Consider the following 19,489-nt stretch of genomic DNA (forward strand, 5'->3'; position numbering starts at 1 on the left):
ATTCCTCCGCAGGCCTTTATGCAGGTGTCAGCTGCACAGGTGAAAAACTTGAAAAGGCACAGATGATTTATGAACAGTTGCTTGGAGCAATAACTGCCAAAAAATACTTTGATGTGAAATTCAACATTGCAAACACCAAGATCGAGGATGTTTCCAATTATCTTATTGGCAATAAGCTCTGTGCAGATGAGCCTACTATCACTCCAGGGTCTGATTTTTCACAGATTAACGTGCTGATTCCAAAAGCAAGGTTCCCTGAGATGGTTGATGCCATCAAAGGCTTTGATGCAACTTCAATTATCAGAAATGATTTAAAACAGTTAATTGAATAATCATTTCTTCTTTTTTTTATTACTATTTTTAATTATCATTAATAATCATTAACATTTATAAAGTATCTTTTACATAAATTAATTTATTATTATTTTAGATGGGGATAAAAACATGTTAACATCTGTTCAAAAAGAAATTCTGCAAACCCTTATTAACTTATACCAGTCCTCAAACGGCAAGTCAATTAAGGGTGAAGACATTGCTGAGGTTATGGGCAGGAATCCTGGAACAATTCGTAACCAGATGCAATCACTTAGAAGTTTGGGTTTAGTTAAAGGAGTTCCTGGTCCTAGAGGGGGATATAAACCAACAATTGAAGCATATCATTCTTTAAACATATCAATTTCCGATAAGGAAACCAAAGTTCCTATTTATAGAAATGATGAAAGATTAAAGGATATTTCCGTTGCAAAAATTGAATTCACTTCTGTACCGCAACCGGGCGAATGTGAAGCCGCAATTAAGGTGCTTGGAAGCATAAAAGATTTGAATCTTGGAGACATGATTAGAATAGGTCCGACTCCCGTTAATAATTTAGGAATAATGGGTGAAATTGTCGGAAGGGATGATATGGACAATATTCTGCTTGTGGACACAACTACCATTAGAAGCATTCCAAAACAGACTGTTGGGGATATTGCAAGTAAAAATGTGATTTCTCTTAAAGTTGACTGCAATTTAAAAGAAGCAGCAAGAATATTTTCTGAAAATAAGATTGACGGTGCTCCTGTAATGAAAGATGGAAAAGTTGTGGGCGTATTTACAGTAACTGATTTGGTTCATGCATTTGCAGATGATAGGGATGATGCAACTGTTGGAGATTTAATGTCCAAAAAGGTTATAATCATCAATGAAAATCTGAAAATTGCAAAAGCACTTGAAATACTGTTTAAAAAATCCATTTCCAGACTGATTATTGCAGATGATGACAATAACCTGCTCGGAATTGTAACAAGGACTGATTTGATTAATTCCATGACAAACCTGGAAAAGTTCCCTATTATTACTAATTAGTGTGATTAAATGGATAAGGTTAACCAATTAAATGTTAAAAAAGATATGAAAGTATCTGAATTACTGGCTCAATTTGATGAATCAGGAGTATTAGGTTCCGGAAGGGTTGCCCGCGCATCTAATATACTGACAGACATGATAAAAGATGAGGACATGAATGTTTTCATGAGTTTGGGCGGTCCGTTGATTCCGGGAGGACTTAGAAATATAGTGACCCAGATGATTTCTCAAAAGCATGTTAATCTGATTATATCAAGCGGAGCAAACATTACTCATGATTTGCTTGAAGCATTCGGCGGAAACCATTATCGTGATGAAGGACGTGACGATGAAGACTTGAATGCCGACGGAATCGGAAGAATTGCAGATATCAATGTGGGGTCTGATGACTTTACAATTTTTGAAAGTGAGATTATTAAGATTTTTGAAGACATTTCAGCACGCAAAAACAGAATATCTATTCAGGAGCTACTGTATGAGGTCGGTTTATTAATCGATGATGAAAATTCATTCGTTGCAACTGCAGCACGTTTGAATGTTCCTATTTTTGCACCAGGATTAATTGACAGTATGTTCGGTTTGCAGTTATGGATGTTCACGCAGGATCATGATTTTGTAGTTGATGCTGTAGCTGACATGCATTATCTGTCAGATTTGGTTTTTGACAGCGAAAGAATCGGCGGAATACTTTTGGGTGGAGGATTAACCAAACATTACACTCTTGCTTCCACATTGCTTAAGGGAGGTCTGGATTCAGCTATTCAAATAACGATGGACAGACCGGAAGCAGGCAGCTTAAGCGGTGCTCCTCTGCAGGAAGCTAAATCATGGTCTAAAGCTAAATGCGGTTCAACTCTTGAAACTGTGATTGGTGATGTCACTGTAATATTTCCACTGATTTATGCGGCAGTATTGGATAGAATTTAGGTGTTTCAATTGAATTATCTTATTTTAGGCCTTTTATTCTTTTTATCTGGATTTTTCATGAAATTTTCAGATGATGCATATGATGAAAACAATGATTTAAAGTTAGCCACAGTTTTTGGTGTTTTATGTGCAATTGCATCAGGCGTTGCAGCAATTATTGATTCAGGTGCGGCTTATGTATTTATTGGAATTTTAATAGGCAATCTGATTGCTTTAAAAATAGACGGCATCCATCATTGGATTACTTTAATTTTATTTGTAATAATCTGTTTAATATTCGGATTGCCTGAATTAAGTCTGGTTATTTTGCTTATCTTTATATTTGCCGCTTTGGCCGATGAGGTAGGTCATGAAATAATAGCTGATTACACGCAGAATAATCTGATAATCCTATTTTTTGAATATAGGTTTGTAATGAAAATAGTTATATTCCTATTGGCGTTATTTGGTTTTATTTCATTTTGGACATTTATATTCTTTATTTTGTTTGAAGTGTCCTATGTACTGGCTGGTTGTCTGTTTGAAAAAATAGTAATAAAGGAAAATGTATAATTTTCCTTATTCGTTTAATTCGATACCCATTTTTGCAGCGAATCTTGCGAGAATAACGGTTACGAGAACTGCAACAATGGTAACTATGATAGCGTAAGTAAATAAACTGGATAATGCGTCTCCAGTTCCGACAAATTGTTCAATTAATGCTTGAATTGCATCGTTCCATGCTAAACCTGCAACAAATGCGAAAGCAGTGGTAATTAAACCTAAAATAGTTTCCATAATTAATTTGGTTACTTCGGATGCCATAGTATTTCCTCCTTTTCAATTATTTTGTTCATTATATAAGTAGAACATTTATATCTATATATTTAATTATTAAAATACTTTTAGTTAATTTTAACTTCATTTTAATAGATTTTCACAGGCAAGTTTTGGATTGTCTGATTCATAAATGCTTCTTCCAACAATTATTGCATTAGATATTTCTAAGGTTTTTTTAGCATCTCCTCCCTGCTTTCCAACTCCAGGTGAGATAATGTATGCGTTATCACCTACAATATTTCTGATGTCCTGCAGGCGATCAAGGCGTGTTGCCGGAGCAACATAGTTTGTAATTCCCATTTCAACTCCCATTTCAGCTATTTCATCTGCTGCGGATTGAAGGAATTTTTTAGCTCCGGGATGTGACATTTCGGTCAGTAAAAATAGTTCTCTTTCATATTTGTTTGCAACATCAAGGCATGCCTGCACGCTGTCGGGTCCGACAAAACCGTGGCAGATTATTGCATCGGCGCCTGCTTTGAAGGTCTCTTCACAGATTTTTTCGTTTGTCACATCGATATCCGCTACCTTAAAGTCACATATCACTTTAAATGCGAATTTGTCTTTCAGTTTTTGGATAATTTCAAGGCCTTCCGCAAGGGCTAGTGGATAGCCTATCTTTATGGTGTCTATATCATCTGAAATTTTTTCGCAGATGTCGATTGCCTCATCTTCACTTCCCACATCCAATGCTAAAATTAAATTGTTTTTTATATTCATGTAAAGTATATTTGTAAGTGTTAAAATAAGTATTTTTTTAAAATAGGCTTGTAAATTTAAAGAAATATATCAAGTATATTTGATTAATTATTAATTTTATATTATATATTTAAATACTATGAGTTAAATACCTATTATTGTCAATTTAGATTTAAATTGTTTAAATTTAAGTAAGCCTAAATTTGATTAATTATTAAAGAGGAGAATAAATTATGCATATTATGGAAGGGTTCTTACCTCCACTTTGGTGTGCAGTATGGTTTATTATTGCTATACCTGTGGTTGCATACGGACTCTATAAAATCAAAAAGGTATCAGATGAATTACCTGAATCTAGAGCTTTGCTTGCTGTAAGTGGAGCATTCATGTTTGTTATTTCATCATTAAAGTTACCTTCTGTAACTGGAAGTTGTTCTCACCCAACTGGTAACGGATTAGGTGTTGCAATCTTCGGACCTGCAGCTACTGCAGTTTTAGCAACAATCGTATTAATCTTCCAGGCAATTTTACTCGCACACGGTGGTTTAACCACATTAGGTGCAAACATTGTTTCAATGGGTATTGTAGGACCTCTTGCAGGTTGGATTGTATACAAAATATTTTTCAAAGTTGGATTACCATCTAAAGTTAATATTTTCTTTGTAGCTTTCGTTGCTGATTTCGCAACTTATTTAGTAACTTCCGTACAATTAGGTTTAGCATTCCCTGAACCTACTACTATGGCTGCAATCACTAAATTTTTCTTAATCTTCGCTCCAACTCAATTACCATTAGCTATTGCTGAAGGTTTATTAACTGTAATTATTTGGAACGGATTAATGAGCTATAAACCAAAATTATTAAACAAATTAGGTGTTATCGCTGATAAAGAATTAGCAAAAGGTGAATAAATATGAAATATGAAAATATTATTTTAGCAATTATTGTAATTGTATTATTAGTGGCACCTTTAGCAATGTATTCTGGTCTTGGTGAAGATGAAGGATACTTTGGAGGATCTGACGATCAAGGATCTGATGGTGTTTCTGAAACTGGATACGAACCTTGGTTTAATTCATTTTGGGAACCACCAAGCGGTGAAATAGAAAGTTTATTATTCGCTGTCCAAGCAGCTATTGGGGCAATCATCATTGGTTACTTCTTTGGTTACTGGAGAGGACAGGGTAAAGAAGAATAATTAATTATTCTTTTTCTTTTTTTTTTTAAGAGGTTGTTTTAATTGAAATTTGATATTGATTATATAGCACATAATAATAAACTGTCTGACTTTAATGTTTATGTAAAAGTTATTGTATCCATAGTTTTGATGGTTACTACTTTAATCTTGAATAATCTAACATTAGATGTCATTGTTTTTGCTTTAATGAGTATACTGGTTTTATGTGTTGCTAGAATATCAATCAAATCATATGTTAAGTTTCTTACAATTCCAATAATATTTGCGGTTGTTACCTGTATATTTTTAATATTTTTCTTTGGAACTGGTGAAGTAATTTTTGATACTGGAATATGGGGTATTGGTGTAACCCGATCATCTCTTGATTTGGGAATCACTACATTTTGCCGTTGTTTTGCATGTTTTTCATGTTTAGGTTTTTTAACTTTAACAACACCAATTGCAGATTTACTGCAATGTTTACATCTGTTAAAAGTTCCGGTAATTTTTATTGATATTGCTCTTTTGATGTATAATGCAATTTTCATATTCTTAGACCAATTGGACACAATGAGAAATGCTCAGGAAACTAGATTAGGCTATGTGGGTTCTAAAAGTACTTATAAGTCTTTAGGTATGTTATTCAGTAATCTGTTTTTCAGATCACTTGACAAATCAGAGACGCTACAATGTTCACTAGATTCAAGATGTTATCAGGGATATTTACCAGTTTATAAACCTAAAAGGAGTAATAAATAATGTTAAAAGCAAATAATATTTCATATTCATATGATGATGGAACACAGGCTTTGAAAAATGTAAATTTGGAAGTCGAAAAGGGTGAGATGGTATCACTTCTTGGAAAAAACGGTGCGGGTAAATCTACATTGTTTTTACATTTCAATGGTATTATCAAACCGGATAGTGGAGAAATCATCATTGATGGTGAAACTTTAAAACATGACAAAAAAAGTCTAATGAAATTTAGACAGAAAGTTGGAATTGTATTCCAGAATCCTGACGATCAGCTTTTTGCACCAACTGTCGAAGAGGATATTGCATTCGGTCCTTTAAACTTAGGATTATCTCAGGAAGAAACAGAAAAAAGGGTCACTGATGCATTGAAAAGAGTTGATATGGAAGGTTTTGAAAGAAAGGCTCCCCACCATTTAAGTGGAGGTCAGAAAAAAAGAGTTGCAATTGCCGGTATATTGGCTATGCAGCCTGAAATAATGGTTTTGGATGAACCTACGTCAGGTCTTGACCCGAAAGGAGCATCAGATATATTGAAACTTTTATATGAGTTGAATGATGAAGGCATGACCATTATTATTTCAACGCATGATGTTGATTTGGTGCCTATTTACTCAAGTAAAGTATATGTCATTAGTTCTGGCGAAATAGTTAAAAGTGGAACTCCAAAAGAAGTTTTCTCTGATATTGAATTAATAAGAAGTGCAAATTTGAGACTTCCTCGTGTTGCACATTTATTTGAGATATTGGAAAAACGTGATGGATTTAACTTTAATGGAGATTATCCGTTAACGATTTCTGAGGCTAGACGATTGGCTAATGAACAGTTCAAATAAAATATTTTTTTTTAAATCTCAAAAATTATCATAATTAATATTACGATTTTATTACGGCAGTAATACTTTTTATCTAAAAACTATTTTCACTAACCATTATATATTAAAATTAACATATCTTTTTGTAAGGTGAAGTTTATGAGGATTGGAATTTGTGATACTACATTTGCCCGTTTTGACATGGCATCAGCAGCCATTGATGAGCTTAAAAATAATGCTTATGACTTAAAAATAATACGTCAAACAGTTCCTGGTGTTAAAGACTTGCCTGTAACAGCCAAAATCCTTATAGAAGAGGAAAACTGCGATATTGTCATGGCACTTGGAATGCCCGGACCTATGGAAAAGGATAAGATGTGTGCTCATGAAGCATCAACAGGTCTTATCAATGCACAGCTAATGACAAATACTCATATATTGGAAGTATTTGTTCATGAGGATGAAGAGGAAGATCCTGTTGAATTGAAAAAATTGGCTGAAAACAGGGCTCGTGAACATGCACAGAATCTAATTAAAATGATGTATCACAGAAAAGCTATGAGAAAAGAAGCTGGAATGGGGATGCGTGAAGGAAAAGAGGATGCTGGACCGTTATAGGTGTATATATGGGACATGAAATAACTGCGGAAGATAAGAATGCAACATACGTGGTTCTTCCGGCGTATAATGAAGCGACAAGAATCGAGCCTGTTTTAGAAGACATTGCTCGTAAAGGTTATAATATGGTCATTGTTAATGACGGCTCTTCAGACAATACTTTGGATGTTGTTAAAAAATCAAAAAGGAAATTCCCTGATAAAATACATATTTTTTCTTTACCTATTAATCGTGGAGTTGGAATTGCTACCCAAACAGGTTTTGAGGCTGTTTTAAAGTTCAATCCGAAATATATTGTCAGCATGGATTCTGATGGACAGCATTCTGCCGATGATTTGGATGAAGTGATAAAGCCATTGGTTTCAGGCGAAGCTCAAGCCGTAATTGGTGTAAGGCCATTTAAGGACATGCCGAAAACCAGAAGTTTTGCAAACTCAATCATGAATCTTTTGACAAGGATATTCTATAGGGTAAATGTAAGTGATTCCCAAACTGGTTTCAGGGCAATAACTGTTGAAGCCCTAGATAAAATTTCAATAAATGCTACGGGTTATCTTATCTCTTCAGAGTTTATACGTGAAATCAATGATAATAATATTCCATTTGCTGAAGTCCCAATTCAAACAATTTACACTCCTGAAACTCAAGCTAAAGGAACAAATGTCACTGTTGCACTTAAAATTTTGTTCCAGATGATTAAACATCAATTTTAAGGTGATAAAATGTATTTATATGCTTTAATATTTCCTATAATTTCTGTAATTGCTATCATATGGTTCATTACAAGATACTTTAAAGGAAAAAATTCATTCATGACTATTGTTTTATGGTCCGTATTTTGGATTGTTGTCAGTTTATTTGCAATATTTCCAAATATGAGTATTACATTTGCACGGTTATTCGGTATAACCCGTGGTCTGGACTTTATAATCATATTGGTATTTGTAATACTGTTTTACACTGTTTTGAAATTATATTTCATTGTTGATAAGATGCAAAATGATTTGAATACTCTTGTTAAAGAGGTTGCACTTAACAATGAAATCACTCTTGATGATGAAGAGGAATAAGTTTATGATATACTTTAGAGGCTGTACTGCACGTGAGAAGGAAACTTCAATTCAGGATGCAACAGAAACGCTGTTAAATTTGGCAGGCATACATTATAGAGTTTTGGATGATGAAAAGTGTTGTGGTTCTGTTTTGCTAAGGACAGGCTTTGTTGGGGAAGCTCAAAAGCAGATTCAAAAAAATACTGAAGTTTTAAAGGATGAATTAATATTAACTTCCTGTGCGGGATGCTATAAGACTTTAAACGATGACTATGAAGGTTTGGATGTCATCCACATTTCACAATTTTTAAAGCAGCTCATTGATGAAGGTAAATTAAAATTCATTAAAAAGGATTTCAATGTCACTTATCATGATTCATGTCATTTGGGCCGTCACTGCAATGTATTTGATGAACCAAGGGATGTTATTTCAAGTGTTGCCGATCTGGTTGAAATGGAAAACGTTCGTGAAAACAGTATCTGCTGCGGCGCCGGAGGAGGCGTCAAATCAGCTTATCCTGAAATAGCTTCACAGATGGCTGATTCAAGAGTTAAACAGGCTATTGATACCGGTGCGGAATTGCTGGTTACGCCGTGTCCTTTCTGCAAGCTTAATTTGAAAAATGATAATCTGGAAGTTCTGGACTTGACGGAGTTTTTAATCAGATATGGTGGTGTCTATGAAGACGAGTGAACTTGAAACAATGAGAAAGTCATTCAATACAGTCAAGTCAAGGTCATCACAAATCAAGGACTCCCCTCAGGTCAGAAGACTGCAGGAGAGGGTACGTGAAATTAAAAGATACTCTGTTGAAAATTCAGATGAGTTATACGCTCAGGCAATAGAGTCATTCAAGCGCAACGGCATTGATGTGGAGTTTGCCGAAACTAAAGAGGATGCATTGAATATTATTTTTGATTTGATTGAAGGTTTTGACAATAAGGTTATCGCAAAGGCAAAATCCAATACTTTGGGTGAAATCAATCTTAAATCAGAACTCGCATCAAAGGATTGGAATGTTGTCGAAACGGATTTGGGAGATCGGATTTTACAGCTTAAAAAAACTGACAATAAGCCAGTTCACCCGACTGGTCCTGCTTCACATTTGAACATTTCTGAAATCGCAAGCATTGTCAATGATTCACTTGATGGTGATGTCAATCCTGTTGCCCGTGAAATCATGGAAACCGTACGGGAAGATGTGCTAAACCGTCTTGAAAATGCAAGTGTAGGTATATCAGGTGCCAATGCAATAGCTTGTGAAGAGGGGTCATGCATAATGGTGCACAACGAGGGCAATATTTCACTAGTTTCACTAAAAGATTTGCATATAATTGTAGCTGGAATCGATAAAATTGTACCCACATTGGAAGATGCAATCTCTGTTGCAAAGCTGGAAACTGTCTATGCTACAGGCAACTATGTCACATCATATATGAATGTAATTTCAGGACCTTCAAAGACGGCAGACATCGAAAAAAAACTTCTCAAAAACATGTATGGGGCTGAAAAGGTTGTTGTTATATTTCTGGACAATGGAAGAAGCCTGGCAAGCGAGGAATGTCTGTGGTGTATCGGCTGCGGAAACTGCATAGTGCATTGTCCGGTTTACAATGCCGTCGGAAACGAATTCGGATTTAATAATTATCTTGGCGGAAGGGGTGTTGCAATGTCAAAATTCATTGAAGATGATGAGACATGCTACAATTCAGGTCTTTACATGTGTACTTTATGTGGATTATGCACTTTAAACTGTCCTGTAGCCATTCCAACTAATGAAATATTGGAAAATCTGAGGAAATTGTCTTCAGAAGTTGGTTTTTATCCTAAAGTCCATGGAAAAATCAAAGATAATGTAAGTGAAAACGATTCACCATACTAATTTTTGAAGCATATACTTATAAAGAAGGAATACTAAATATAAATATATTATATTCTAATATTTAATATATTTAAACGGAGGAAATACATGCTTCTATTAATAAGTCCTATAAATCATGAAGAAGCTCTTGAATCTATTAAAGGCGGAGCAGATATTGTTGATGTAAAAAATCCTAAAGAAGGATCTTTAGGTGCTAATTTCCCTTGGGTTATTAAAGAAATCAGGGAATTAACTCCTGAAGACAAACTTGTTAGCGCTACTTTAGGTGATGTGCCTTACAAACCGGGCACAGTTTCTCTTGCGGCAATGGGTGCTCATGTTTCTGGAGCAGATTATATCAAAGTGGGATTATATGGAACCAAAAATTACGATGAAGCTGTTGAAGTTATGAAAAATGTATCTAAAACTGTTAAAGATGTTAGTCCTGATACTATTGTAGTAGCTGCAGGATATGCTGATGCTCATCGTGTTGGTGCTGTTGATCCAATGGAAATTCCAAAAGTTGCCCGTGATGCAAACTGTGATTTGGCAATGTTGGATACTGCTGTCAAAGATGGTCATACTTTATTTGATTATTTAGATATTGATAAATTAACTGAATTCGTTGAAGAAGCTCACAGTTATAATTTAAAAACTGCTCTTGCAGGATCTGTTAAAAAAGATCAGTTAAAACCATTACACGATATTGGTTGTGATGTTGTAGGTATCAGAGGAGCTGCCTGTGTTGGCGGTGACCGTAATACCGGTAAGATACATCATACTGCAGTAGCTGAGCTTAAAGAATTATGTGATTCATTTTAAGTAGGTGTTTTTTAATGTATTCTAAAAAAGTTCAAGAAGCAAGAATGTCATACACTTTTGATGATTTTTTATTAACTCCTAATGCAAGTTATGTTGAACCTAAAGACATTGATACAACCATTGAGTTGTCAAAAGGAATCAAATTGAATATTCCTATTTTAAGTGCTGCAATGGACACCGTTACTGAAGCCGAATTGGCTATAGCCATGGCACAGGAAGGTGGTATAGGAGTAATTCACAGAAATATTTCACTTGAAAGGCAGGTTGAAGAGGTTAAAAAAGTTAAATCCGCCGAAGACTTGACAATTCGTGATGTGGTAACTATAACTCCTGATTCAACAATTTTGGATGTTCAAAATAAGATGCAGGATGAATTAATCAGCGGACTTCCTGTCGTTGACGGTGATGAAATCATAGGTATCATCTCAAAAAGAGACATCAGGCCAGTATTGAAATCTGAACCTAACAAAACTGTTAAAGATATCATGACTTCTGATGTTGTAACTGTTGAAGAGCCAATCACTGCTGAAGAGGCATTGAATATCGCTTATGAAAATAAAGTTGAAAGATTGCCTGTTCTTCATGACGGCAAGCTGGTTGGAATCATTACTATTAAAGATATTTTAAATCAGGCTCAATATCCTAATGCCGCACGTGATAAGAATGGTGACTATTTGGTTGCTGCAGCTTCCGGTCCGTTCGATTTGGAAAGGGCAATGGCCTTAGACCAGGCAGGTGCAGATATCATATCCATAGACTGCGCTCATGCTCACAATATGAATGTGGTCAAATTCACACAAACCATTAAGGACAATATTGATGCTGAATTATGTGTGGGTAATATTGCAACTGCCGAAGCGGCTGAAGATTTGATATCAATGGGTGTAGACGCATTAAAAGTCGGTATCGGTCCAGGTTCAATGTGTACTACACGTATCGTTGCAGGTGTTGGTGTACCGCAATTGACCGCAATTTCCGATGTTGCTGATGCAGCCGCAGATGCAGGCATTCCTGTTATTGCTGACGGTGGTATCAGATACTCAGGTGATATTGCTAAGGCTATCGGTGCAGGTGCAGATGCAGTAATGCTTGGTAATTTACTTGCAGCATCTTTTGAAGCTCCTGGTGATGTTGTTGTTATGAACGGAAAACAATACAAAAAATACCGTGGAATGGGTTCCATGGGAGCTATGACCAGTGAGTTTGATGGTGGTGCTGACAGATACTTCCAAGGATCTAAAAGTAAAATGAACCACACAAAATATGTTCCTGAAGGAATTGAAGGTGCTGTGCCTTATAAGGGAACCGTTAGTGAAATTTTATTCCAATTGGTCGGTGGTTTAAAATCATCCATGGGTTATTGTGGAGCTAAAGACATTGCTGACATGCAGAAAAAAGCCCAATTTGTCAGAATAACCAGTAGTGGTATTAAGGAATCACATCCTCATGATCTGTTAATCACTAATGAAAGTCCTAATTATCACACTTTCGATTAATTGATTGGGTTAATATTGATGGGTATTTTAGGAAAATACTAATATTTTCTTGAATTTACCATTAACTTTAAATATAATGTAGTACAATATTATTACATTAGATAATTTTATGATTGTTTTAATCATGGTAAATCTAATTGATTTACATTTTTTATTATTATTTTTATAATGGAGAGAAATTAAAATGGCAAGAACTAAAAAAGTTGGTATTACAGGTAGGTTCGGTGCAAGATACGGAAGAAAAGCAAAAAGATCTGTTAAACTCATCGAAGAAAACATGAAAAAAAATCATGTTTGTCCTAAATGTGATAGACCTTATGTAAAAAGACAAGCTGCTGGAATTTGGAAATGTAGAAAATGCGGTGCAGTATTTACTGGTGGAGCTTACGTTCCTCAAACCCCTATGGCTAAATCCGCAGCACGTAGTATCAGAGATATTAAAGTGGAGGAATAATCCTTGTATAAATGTCCACGTTGTGGAACCGATGTAGACCAAAAAAGCTACATGGTCAATAAATGTCCTAACTGTAGATATAGGATTTTATTTAAAAATGTACCTGAAGTAACTCGTTGGGTTTCTGCAAGTGTTCCCGATGGGAATATGGTCAACAGAGTTGGCCTTAAAAAATAGAATTAAATCAAGATTATTTTAATCTTGTTTTATCTATACTTTTTACTATTTTTGATTTAAATGTTAATTTCAACTTCTAGAAAACCTTCTCAAAAAACTAGAAAATTTTGTAAGAATTTTGCCCATTCTACAGATTCAACTTCTGTCAATAGAGGTAAAATGAATATGAGGGAGCTTCTCTTAAGAGCGTTGGATGAAGATGAAGTTAATTTAGCTATTGTTAATGAAATTAAAGGAAATCCCAGTAAAATAACATTTTATTCTAATAAAGGAGAAGAATTACTCATTATTTTAATCACTGCAAGTATTTCCAACGAAAGACTCAATATAGCTCCATCTAAATTAAAGGTAGTTAGCGATGTTTCCGAACTTAATTGTCTAAGTGACATTTTAGGTTTTGAACTGGTGGATAGCGCAGAGGATAATTATATTCACATATCTGAAGATGATGATTTGATAGCTAAAATAAACTTTATTAATAAATTTGGAGATAAGACTGATTTTCAAATTAATGTTAAAAAGATTTTAGATAACAATGATTGATGATAGTCCTTTAGAATCTGTAAAAAGTCAGATTGATGTTGAATTTGAAAATTCCAATCAGGCAAAAATCATTTATGATTCCATTATTTTAGAGTTCAAAACAGCTCCGGATTACAGATCATCCATGGATTTGACTCTTGAGGACAATAAGATTATCATAAATATTGATGCTGAGGATTCGACTTCATTTCGGGCTTCTGTCAATTCAGCTATTAAATGGATTAATTTATCATTACAAATAAATAATTTGATTAATATATAAAAAATAAAAAGGTGATTATATATGGAAATTCCTGAAAATATACAACAGCAATTAAATCAGTTTCAACAGTTACAACAACAGGCTCAAGCTGTAACCATGCAAATGCAAACTGTTGAAGTTCAAATTCAAGAAACTGAAAAAGCATTAGAAGAATTAAATAATTGTGATGAAAATACTGAAGTATTTAAACAAGCAGGTAATTTACTAATTAAAGTGGATTATAAAGATGCTTTGGATGATGCTGAAGATAAATTGGAAACTCTCAAGTTAAGAAAACAGACTATGGCTCGCCAAGAAGAAAGGGTTATGAAAAAACTTGAAGAAATGCAAACCAATATTCAGGCTGCAATGCAAGGAATGGCTCCTAATGGAGCTTAATTTCCATTCTTTTTTTAGATTATTATGTCCAAACTTAAAAAATTAACTTCCGATGACTTAACCGCCATTTCCGATGATTTTGGTGAAATCCTTGAAAAGGAAGTGTCACGTGTGATTTCCACTAAGGAACTTGAGGATCTTGATTTGGATATTACAGTTGATTATGATGGCACTCAATTGGATGTTGATGTTGATTTGGGTGTCAGCTTTGATGAGTTATCACAAATCGATCAGGATTTATTGGCTGAAGCTGTCGATGAGGCTTATTTGAAGTTTGATTCTTATATTGATGAAAATTATAGGGAATAATTATTTTTTTAAATCAGTCAGTATTACTTTTTATTATTTTTTTACTATTTTTAGTAATACTTTTTTATAAAAAAGTATTTATATTAGTAAATCAAAGTATAATATAGTTTGAAGTTAATTATTATAGATAGCTTAGCAAGGATGAACACGTGATTTTTTCTGTCTTTCAAAATTCCCTCTTTCAGCTTCAAACTCATTTTTTTATTTTTTTTAAATTTCTTATTTTTATAAATTTTAATTAATTTTTCATTAATTTTTTCAATTGTACTTTAATTCATGATGTTTGAAGTAATTCATTTTTTTCTAGCTATGTATTATCGTATAATGACTTTTTCAAGCGAACTTTATTGATTTTAACTAAATTTAAACATTAAAATTTAAATTATTATAATGATTCTTAAATTATACTGATATATGATTTATTATTTCATTATTTTTTATACATTATTTAATTTTTTTATCTATAAATTGAATTTTAATTATTCAAGTATAATTTAATTTTTATAAATTATAGGTAACTTTATATAGTATGATGATAAAGATAATAAACAAGGGTTAAAAATCATATTTTTTATACTCTCCCCTAAATTGATCATTATTTTTATTTTCAAAATTAGGCTAAAAATTACTTTTAGCTTAATTTTCCTCCTATTGTTTTTTTTTTAAAGTTTAAATATTCTTTTAATCAAATTATTTATTATGGTGATAATATGATTAAAAAGATACCAGTATTAGATTTAAAAGAAGGTCAGGCAGTAAGCGGCAAATCCGGTCTAAGAGATACATACCAACCTCTGCAAACAGTTTTTGCTCCATCATCCAGTCCCGTTGAAATTGCACAGGGTTTAAAATTGAATGGCGCTGACGAATTATATATTGCAGATTTGGATTTGATTGAAAGCAAGGGCCACAATATCAATGAAATAAAAATGGCCAACACAATAATTCCAGTAATGCTGGATGCAGGCGTAAAGGATGTTGAGGCATTTTCCTTTTTCCTTGATTATGCATTTAAGATAATTGTTCCGACAGAAACCCTAGAAGATGTAAATCAACTTTATAAGATTTTTGAGAAATACCCTAAAGAAAGAATTGTAATAAGCGTTGATGTAAAGGACAATGAACTGTACTGCAAGAAACTGGACTTGAACTTCCAGGAATACAAAAAAATATTAAAAGAACTTGATCCGGCTGAAATCATACTTTTGGACATCAGCGGCGTTGGAACCAATCAGGGATACAATAAAGAGCTCTTGAATGAGTTTGATGATATGATGGATAAGTTAATAATAGCCGGCGGGCTGAATAAGGACTCTATTGATGAGCTGGAAAAACTGGGAATAAAAAAAGTGTTGGTAGGAACTAGCCTACATTCTGGTGAGATTTCAATAATCTAAATAAGTGCATTTAGTACAACATAAGGGAATGCACAACCTACAATAAATAAAACGATACCTAAACCGAATTTAGGATTGTTTTCATCTAATATACCAGATATTATTAGTAATAATCCGAAAAATCCAAAAAGTACTGGAAATATATGTGAAAATATTGTTGTTCCTATTATTGCCATTTTAATCACTAATATTGATTTAATCTTTAAATTATATAAATCTAATTATATTTTCAATTGTTTTTTCGCTTCTTTAATCATATATTCTTTAGTATTTTTGGAAAAATATTCATCGTTAATACTCTTTTAATCGGATTGAGGCTACCTCTTGTTTTTGCCCATGCAGTTTTACCAACAAAAGCCTTTGATTGGATTATGAAAAATGCTTCTTAACAAGATACATAATTATTTATGTTATTTTTTCTAAAGATTAATTTGTAGTGATAATATGAATAAAGATAGAATTTCTGCTTTAAGTGATGGTATTGTAGCTATTGCAGCAACAATAATGGTTTTAGAACTTGCTGTTCCTGAAACGGTTTCTGTTAATTCTCTATTATCACAGTTACCTATTTTTTATGCCTATTTATTGAGTTTTTCTTTAATATATCTGGCATGGAGATCTCATCACAATGCATTTGAGAAGGCAAAGATTATAAACAATAAAATTTTCGTAATTAATGGGATGTGGTTATTTTTAGTAACATTAATTCCATTTTCAACTGCCTTGGTGGGTAATGCTCCAAATAATGTATTATCTGAAGTAATATATGTTATTGTCTTATTATTGTGGGTTTTATCATTCCAATTTTTGGATATTGCTATAACTAAAGCCAATCCAGATGTCCCGAAAGATGAAGTTCGTGATAATAAAGTTAGATTGCTTATGTTTGGAGGATATCTAATTGCTTTGGTATCCGCATTTTTCATGCCAATACTATCAATTATAATTGTGGGAATTGATGTTTTGGTAATGGCGATATTTCTTTTTCTAAATTCTAAAAACTAAAATAAAATTTAATTTTGATATTATTTACTTTAAATAACTTTTTTATTTTATCACTGACAAATTAATAGAATATGAGAATTGATACCCACAGTCATCACAAAAAAGCGGGCGAAAATTTGGCATTCGTATTTTTCATGAATCTCACATTCAATATTATTGTCATTGCCGGAGGTCTTGCAACCAACAGTATGGCAATCCTTGCTGACTGCATTCATGACATGTCCGATACGATTTCCATTGCATTGGCATGGTTTCTGGAAAGAGTATCCCAAAAGGACTCAACCGACAAATATTCCTATGGATATCAGAGATTTTCAATTTTGGGTGCTGTAATCATTTCTATTTTTGTAATCATAATGGCTTTCATAATATTGTCTGAAGCTATTCCAAGGTTATTTTCTCCTGAAGGCGTTGATGCCGGCGGAATGCTTGTTATGGCTATTGTTGGAATAGCATTCAAATCAATATCTGTTCATAGGCTTCATGACGGTGAAACATTCAATGAGAAAGCTATATTATTCCATCAGCTGGGTGATGTATTTGAATGGGTTGCTATATTGATATTGAGTATTGTTTTAATATTCTGGGATGGGGCACCATACTTGGATCCGTTCGTTTCAATTGGAATCGCAGTATGGCTGATATTCAATTTAGGACGTAATTTATACAAATCAGTAGAAGTGCTGCTTCAAAAGACTCCTGACAACTTTGATGTCGATGAATTCAAACAGCAGATATTGGCTATTGATGGTGTAAATGCAATAGAGGACTTCCATATCTGGTCACTTGACGGTATAGATTCCGTAATGACTGTAAAGGTCGATGTTGATTTTGGAAAAAATGTTGAAAACATTAAAAAGGAAATTTATGCAGTTTCTGGCAAGTATCATGTAGTTGATATTACTATTGAATTGGATTGACTGCAGATATCATGGTCCGATAATGAATTCAGAGAAAGGCACTGAAAAATATGCTTCAATTGGAGCTGCAACAAGCAATAAGATTGTTGAAAATATCATAAGTATAATGCTTTGAACTAATATTTTTTTAGTTTTTTCAAAGGCTTCTGAAGCTCCGGATGTATTGTTACTTCTCCAGGCTTTGATGAATCTCCAGATGAATATGAATAATAACACTCCGGCCACTGACTGAAGAACAGTTGCTGTAATCTCAAATATTCCATGAGGAATCAGGTAAACGATGTATTTAATACCTCCATTGGGAATTACCTGGTTGAATAATTGTCCCAAAACTCCCAAATTAACGGCATTATAGACTAACATTATAATTGCCAGAATTGCAAAGAATATGGAAAAAACATATGTTACGATTCCTCCCCATTCATTATTGATGAATAGCTCAACTGCACTGTCAGCACTCATATTTGGTGTAGAGGTTGCATTTGAAATTGGCATATTGCTTATGGCAGATTCCACTCTTGCGCCAGATAAAATCCATGCCGCAACAAAGAAGATTATAAATGTTAAGTATAATCCGATTATTAATCTTTTATTATCTTTCAAAGTTTCCATTAACAGATTTTTGAACTCAATTAAAATTTTCATGTATTTAATTTATTTGATAGTAACTAATTAATGTTTCTGAAGTAATATTCATCAAAATACACTGTTAAATACTAAACAAATTGTTATATATTGTAATTATAAATAATTATACTTATACGAAAACACAATTGATACCATGACACTTGTAGTTATTGGTCCGGTAACTAATGACCTGGTTGTTATCGGCAATGAAAAGTCCAACAGAGTTGGCGGAGCGACTTACTTTCAAAGCTTTGTTTTTGAAGAATTCTTCAATGACTATTTGGCAATTGTAAACTGTTCGGATGAAAATTTAATAGATGATTTTCCGGATAAATCCAAAGTTCAAATAATTAAAAAGAATAATTCTCATTTTTTCATTAACGAATACCCTTTTGAGGATAATCTGGATATTAGACGCCAATCAAGCAATTTTGCCAAAATACCTATCTTTCCATCAGATTTGAAAGACATTTTGCCCGATGATATTGATGCTTTTGTTGTAAATCCCCTTAATCGTCATGACTTTCCTAAAGAAACCATTGAATATCTCAAAAGTTTTGATGTTCCAATATTTTTGTCAGTTCAGGGTTTTTTAAGAACACCTGATGTTAAAGTAAATGAGAACTACACTATAAAATTAGATAACTTCGATGAGTTACCTGCCATATTATCATGTGTAAATACAATATTTATGGATGAATCAGAGAAAAATATCATTGGCGATAACATAGATGTAGATGAAATCATCATAACTGATGGAAGTCGTGGATCAAGAGTGATTTCAGGTAATGAGTATAAAATTGAAGCCGTGAATTGTGAGAATGTTGTTGATTCAACGGGCTGCGGCGATACATATATGGCCGCTTACATTTCAAAAAAATTAACCACAAATTCCATTTTAAAATCCGCAAATTTCGCATCAAAAATAGCTTGCGAGAAACTCAGCTTTTTCGGGCCATTTAAAGGCGATATTTAATTTTAGGTAAACTTTATTAATTAAAGAATTAATAATTATATATGATTTAAGGAA

Annotated in this window: 27 protein-coding genes and 2 pseudogenes; 25 read left to right on the forward strand and 4 right to left on the reverse strand. The window is 33.4% G+C overall.

Translation table 11 applies throughout. The annotated features are described in order from the left end of the window. The 4 genes and pseudogenes from ACKI2W_RS02955 to ACKI2W_RS02970 form a co-directional block, all read left to right on the forward strand. Positions 1 to 332, forward strand: a pseudogene (locus tag ACKI2W_RS02955) (ATP phosphoribosyltransferase); the annotation flags it as partial. Between the two features lie 112 nt (positions 333 to 444). Next, on the forward strand, positions 445 to 1,347 hold the full coding sequence (locus tag ACKI2W_RS02960; protein ID WP_407379074.1) for a CBS domain-containing protein: 903 nt from the start codon (positions 445 to 447) through the stop codon (positions 1,345 to 1,347). 9 nt (positions 1,348 to 1,356) lie between these two features. Further along, positions 1,357 to 2,274: a deoxyhypusine synthase gene (locus tag ACKI2W_RS02965; RefSeq protein WP_407379076.1), complete on the forward strand. Its 918-nt coding sequence runs from the start codon at positions 1,357 to 1,359 to the stop codon at positions 2,272 to 2,274. Between the two features lie 9 nt (positions 2,275 to 2,283). Continuing rightward, positions 2,284 to 2,826 carry a hypothetical protein gene (locus tag ACKI2W_RS02970; protein WP_407379078.1) on the forward strand — a complete coding sequence of 181 codons (543 nt, stop codon included), beginning with the start codon at positions 2,284 to 2,286 and terminating at the stop codon, positions 2,824 to 2,826. A gap of 6 nt (positions 2,827 to 2,832) precedes the next feature. On the opposite strand, the gene ACKI2W_RS02975 is transcribed toward ACKI2W_RS02970, so the two are convergent. Continuing rightward, positions 2,833 to 3,078: a DUF5654 family protein gene (locus ACKI2W_RS02975; protein ID WP_407379080.1), complete on the reverse strand. Its 246-nt coding sequence runs from the start codon at positions 3,076 to 3,078 to the stop codon at positions 2,833 to 2,835. Between the two features lie 96 nt (positions 3,079 to 3,174). After that, positions 3,175 to 3,813 carry an orotidine-5'-phosphate decarboxylase gene (gene pyrF, locus ACKI2W_RS02980; RefSeq protein WP_407379082.1) on the reverse strand — a complete coding sequence of 213 codons (639 nt, stop codon included), beginning with the start codon at positions 3,811 to 3,813 and terminating at the stop codon, positions 3,175 to 3,177. Positions 3,814 to 4,025: 212 nt separating this feature from the next. Between pyrF and ACKI2W_RS02985 the strand changes: the two genes are divergently transcribed. The 18 genes and pseudogenes from ACKI2W_RS02985 to ACKI2W_RS03070 all read left to right on the forward strand — a co-directional run bounded on the left by ACKI2W_RS02985 (position 4,026) and on the right by ACKI2W_RS03070 (position 15,907). Then, on the forward strand, positions 4,026 to 4,703 hold the full coding sequence (locus tag ACKI2W_RS02985) for an energy-coupling factor ABC transporter permease (protein WP_407379084.1): 678 nt from the start codon (positions 4,026 to 4,028) through the stop codon (positions 4,701 to 4,703). A 2-nt stretch (positions 4,704 to 4,705) separates the two neighbouring features. Beyond that, complete coding sequence (locus ACKI2W_RS02990) at positions 4,706 to 4,990, forward strand: energy-coupling factor ABC transporter substrate-binding protein (protein WP_407379086.1); 285 nt, start codon at positions 4,706 to 4,708, stop codon at positions 4,988 to 4,990. A 42-nt stretch (positions 4,991 to 5,032) separates the two neighbouring features. Then, entirely contained in the window at positions 5,033 to 5,728 is a 696-nt protein-coding gene (gene cbiQ, locus ACKI2W_RS02995; RefSeq protein WP_407379088.1) for a cobalt ECF transporter T component CbiQ, read from the forward strand. Next, the gene (locus tag ACKI2W_RS03000) at positions 5,728 to 6,558 is read left to right on the forward strand and encodes an ATP-binding cassette domain-containing protein (RefSeq protein ID WP_407379090.1); all 831 of its coding nucleotides are present in this window, start codon (positions 5,728 to 5,730) and stop codon (positions 6,556 to 6,558) included. Before cbiQ ends, ACKI2W_RS03000 begins: the two co-directional genes overlap by 1 nt. A 138-nt stretch (positions 6,559 to 6,696) precedes the next feature. Continuing rightward, entirely contained in the window at positions 6,697 to 7,155 is a 459-nt protein-coding gene (gene ribC, locus ACKI2W_RS03005; protein ID WP_292799158.1) for a riboflavin synthase, read from the forward strand. 8 nt (positions 7,156 to 7,163) lie between these two features. Then, a complete protein-coding gene (locus tag ACKI2W_RS03010; RefSeq protein WP_407379093.1) occupies positions 7,164 to 7,868 on the forward strand; it encodes a glycosyltransferase family 2 protein in 705 nt (234 codons plus the stop codon). 9 nt (positions 7,869 to 7,877) lie between these two features. Continuing rightward, the gene (locus ACKI2W_RS03015; protein WP_407379095.1) at positions 7,878 to 8,225 is read left to right on the forward strand and encodes a DUF2304 domain-containing protein; all 348 of its coding nucleotides are present in this window, start codon (positions 7,878 to 7,880) and stop codon (positions 8,223 to 8,225) included. Between the two features lie 4 nt (positions 8,226 to 8,229). After that, the gene (locus tag ACKI2W_RS03020; protein ID WP_407379097.1) at positions 8,230 to 8,901 is read left to right on the forward strand and encodes a (Fe-S)-binding protein; all 672 of its coding nucleotides are present in this window, start codon (positions 8,230 to 8,232) and stop codon (positions 8,899 to 8,901) included. After that, positions 8,888 to 10,090 carry an LUD domain-containing protein gene (locus ACKI2W_RS03025; protein WP_407379099.1) on the forward strand — a complete coding sequence of 401 codons (1,203 nt, stop codon included), beginning with the start codon at positions 8,888 to 8,890 and terminating at the stop codon, positions 10,088 to 10,090. The genes ACKI2W_RS03020 and ACKI2W_RS03025 overlap by 14 nt, the downstream gene beginning before the upstream one ends. 87 nt (positions 10,091 to 10,177) lie before the next feature. Further along, positions 10,178 to 10,891 (forward strand): (5-formylfuran-3-yl)methyl phosphate synthase, encoded by a 714-nt coding sequence (locus ACKI2W_RS03030; protein ID WP_058739433.1) that lies wholly within the window; start codon positions 10,178 to 10,180, stop codon positions 10,889 to 10,891. A 14-nt stretch (positions 10,892 to 10,905) separates the two neighbouring features. Next, positions 10,906 to 12,387, forward strand: coding sequence for an IMP dehydrogenase (gene guaB / locus ACKI2W_RS03035; RefSeq protein ID WP_407379101.1), 1,482 nt, complete (start codon positions 10,906 to 10,908; stop codon positions 12,385 to 12,387). Between the two features lie 184 nt (positions 12,388 to 12,571). Next, positions 12,572 to 12,841: a 50S ribosomal protein L37Ae gene (rpl37A, locus tag ACKI2W_RS03040; protein WP_292740060.1), complete on the forward strand. Its 270-nt coding sequence runs from the start codon at positions 12,572 to 12,574 to the stop codon at positions 12,839 to 12,841. Positions 12,842 to 12,844: 3 nt separating this feature from the next. After that, positions 12,845 to 12,970: pseudogene (locus tag ACKI2W_RS03045) on the forward strand (DNA-directed RNA polymerase subunit P); the annotation flags it as partial. Between the two features lie 213 nt (positions 12,971 to 13,183). Continuing rightward, positions 13,184 to 13,561 carry a ribonucleotide-diphosphate reductase subunit beta gene (locus ACKI2W_RS03050; RefSeq protein WP_407379104.1) on the forward strand — a complete coding sequence of 126 codons (378 nt, stop codon included), beginning with the start codon at positions 13,184 to 13,186 and terminating at the stop codon, positions 13,559 to 13,561. Continuing rightward, positions 13,554 to 13,823 (forward strand): KEOPS complex subunit Pcc1, encoded by a 270-nt coding sequence (locus ACKI2W_RS03055; RefSeq protein WP_407379106.1) that lies wholly within the window; start codon positions 13,554 to 13,556, stop codon positions 13,821 to 13,823. Before ACKI2W_RS03050 ends, ACKI2W_RS03055 begins: the two co-directional genes overlap by 8 nt. 21 nt (positions 13,824 to 13,844) lie before the next feature. After that, complete coding sequence (locus ACKI2W_RS03060; RefSeq protein WP_407379108.1) at positions 13,845 to 14,201, forward strand: prefoldin subunit beta; 357 nt, start codon at positions 13,845 to 13,847, stop codon at positions 14,199 to 14,201. A gap of 24 nt (positions 14,202 to 14,225) precedes the next feature. Further along, positions 14,226 to 14,510 carry a DUF3194 domain-containing protein gene (locus ACKI2W_RS03065; protein WP_407379110.1) on the forward strand — a complete coding sequence of 95 codons (285 nt, stop codon included), beginning with the start codon at positions 14,226 to 14,228 and terminating at the stop codon, positions 14,508 to 14,510. Positions 14,511 to 15,220: 710 nt separating this feature from the next. Beyond that, positions 15,221 to 15,907 (forward strand): HisA/HisF family protein, encoded by a 687-nt coding sequence (locus tag ACKI2W_RS03070; protein ID WP_407379112.1) that lies wholly within the window; start codon positions 15,221 to 15,223, stop codon positions 15,905 to 15,907. Here ACKI2W_RS03070 and ACKI2W_RS03075 read toward each other — a convergent pair. Beyond that, positions 15,904 to 16,083, reverse strand: a complete 180-nt coding sequence (locus ACKI2W_RS03075; protein ID WP_407379114.1) for a hypothetical protein — start codon at positions 16,081 to 16,083, stop codon at positions 15,904 to 15,906. The two genes, ACKI2W_RS03070 and ACKI2W_RS03075, sit on opposite strands and share 4 nt — an antisense overlap. 268 nt (positions 16,084 to 16,351) lie before the next feature. Between ACKI2W_RS03075 and ACKI2W_RS03080 the strand changes: the two genes are divergently transcribed. Together ACKI2W_RS03080 and ACKI2W_RS03085 are read left to right on the forward strand one after the other, a co-directional pair. After that, positions 16,352 to 16,912 (forward strand): TMEM175 family protein, encoded by a 561-nt coding sequence (locus ACKI2W_RS03080; RefSeq protein WP_407379116.1) that lies wholly within the window; start codon positions 16,352 to 16,354, stop codon positions 16,910 to 16,912. Between the two features lie 71 nt (positions 16,913 to 16,983). Further along, positions 16,984 to 17,832 carry a cation diffusion facilitator family transporter gene (locus ACKI2W_RS03085; RefSeq protein WP_407379118.1) on the forward strand — a complete coding sequence of 283 codons (849 nt, stop codon included), beginning with the start codon at positions 16,984 to 16,986 and terminating at the stop codon, positions 17,830 to 17,832. A gap of 9 nt (positions 17,833 to 17,841) precedes the next feature. On the opposite strand, the gene ACKI2W_RS03090 is transcribed toward ACKI2W_RS03085, so the two are convergent. Then, positions 17,842 to 18,477: a stage II sporulation protein M gene (locus ACKI2W_RS03090; RefSeq protein ID WP_407379120.1), complete on the reverse strand. Its 636-nt coding sequence runs from the start codon at positions 18,475 to 18,477 to the stop codon at positions 17,842 to 17,844. Positions 18,478 to 18,613: 136 nt separating this feature from the next. Between ACKI2W_RS03090 and ACKI2W_RS03095 the strand changes: the two genes are divergently transcribed. Next, the gene (locus tag ACKI2W_RS03095) at positions 18,614 to 19,435 is read left to right on the forward strand and encodes a PfkB family carbohydrate kinase (protein WP_407379122.1); all 822 of its coding nucleotides are present in this window, start codon (positions 18,614 to 18,616) and stop codon (positions 19,433 to 19,435) included. Positions 19,436 to 19,489: the final 54 nt, after the last annotated feature.

Origin of the sequence: Methanobrevibacter sp. (assembly GCF_045603845.1) — an archaeon.
Taxonomy (GTDB): domain Archaea; phylum Methanobacteriota; class Methanobacteria; order Methanobacteriales; family Methanobacteriaceae; genus Methanocatella.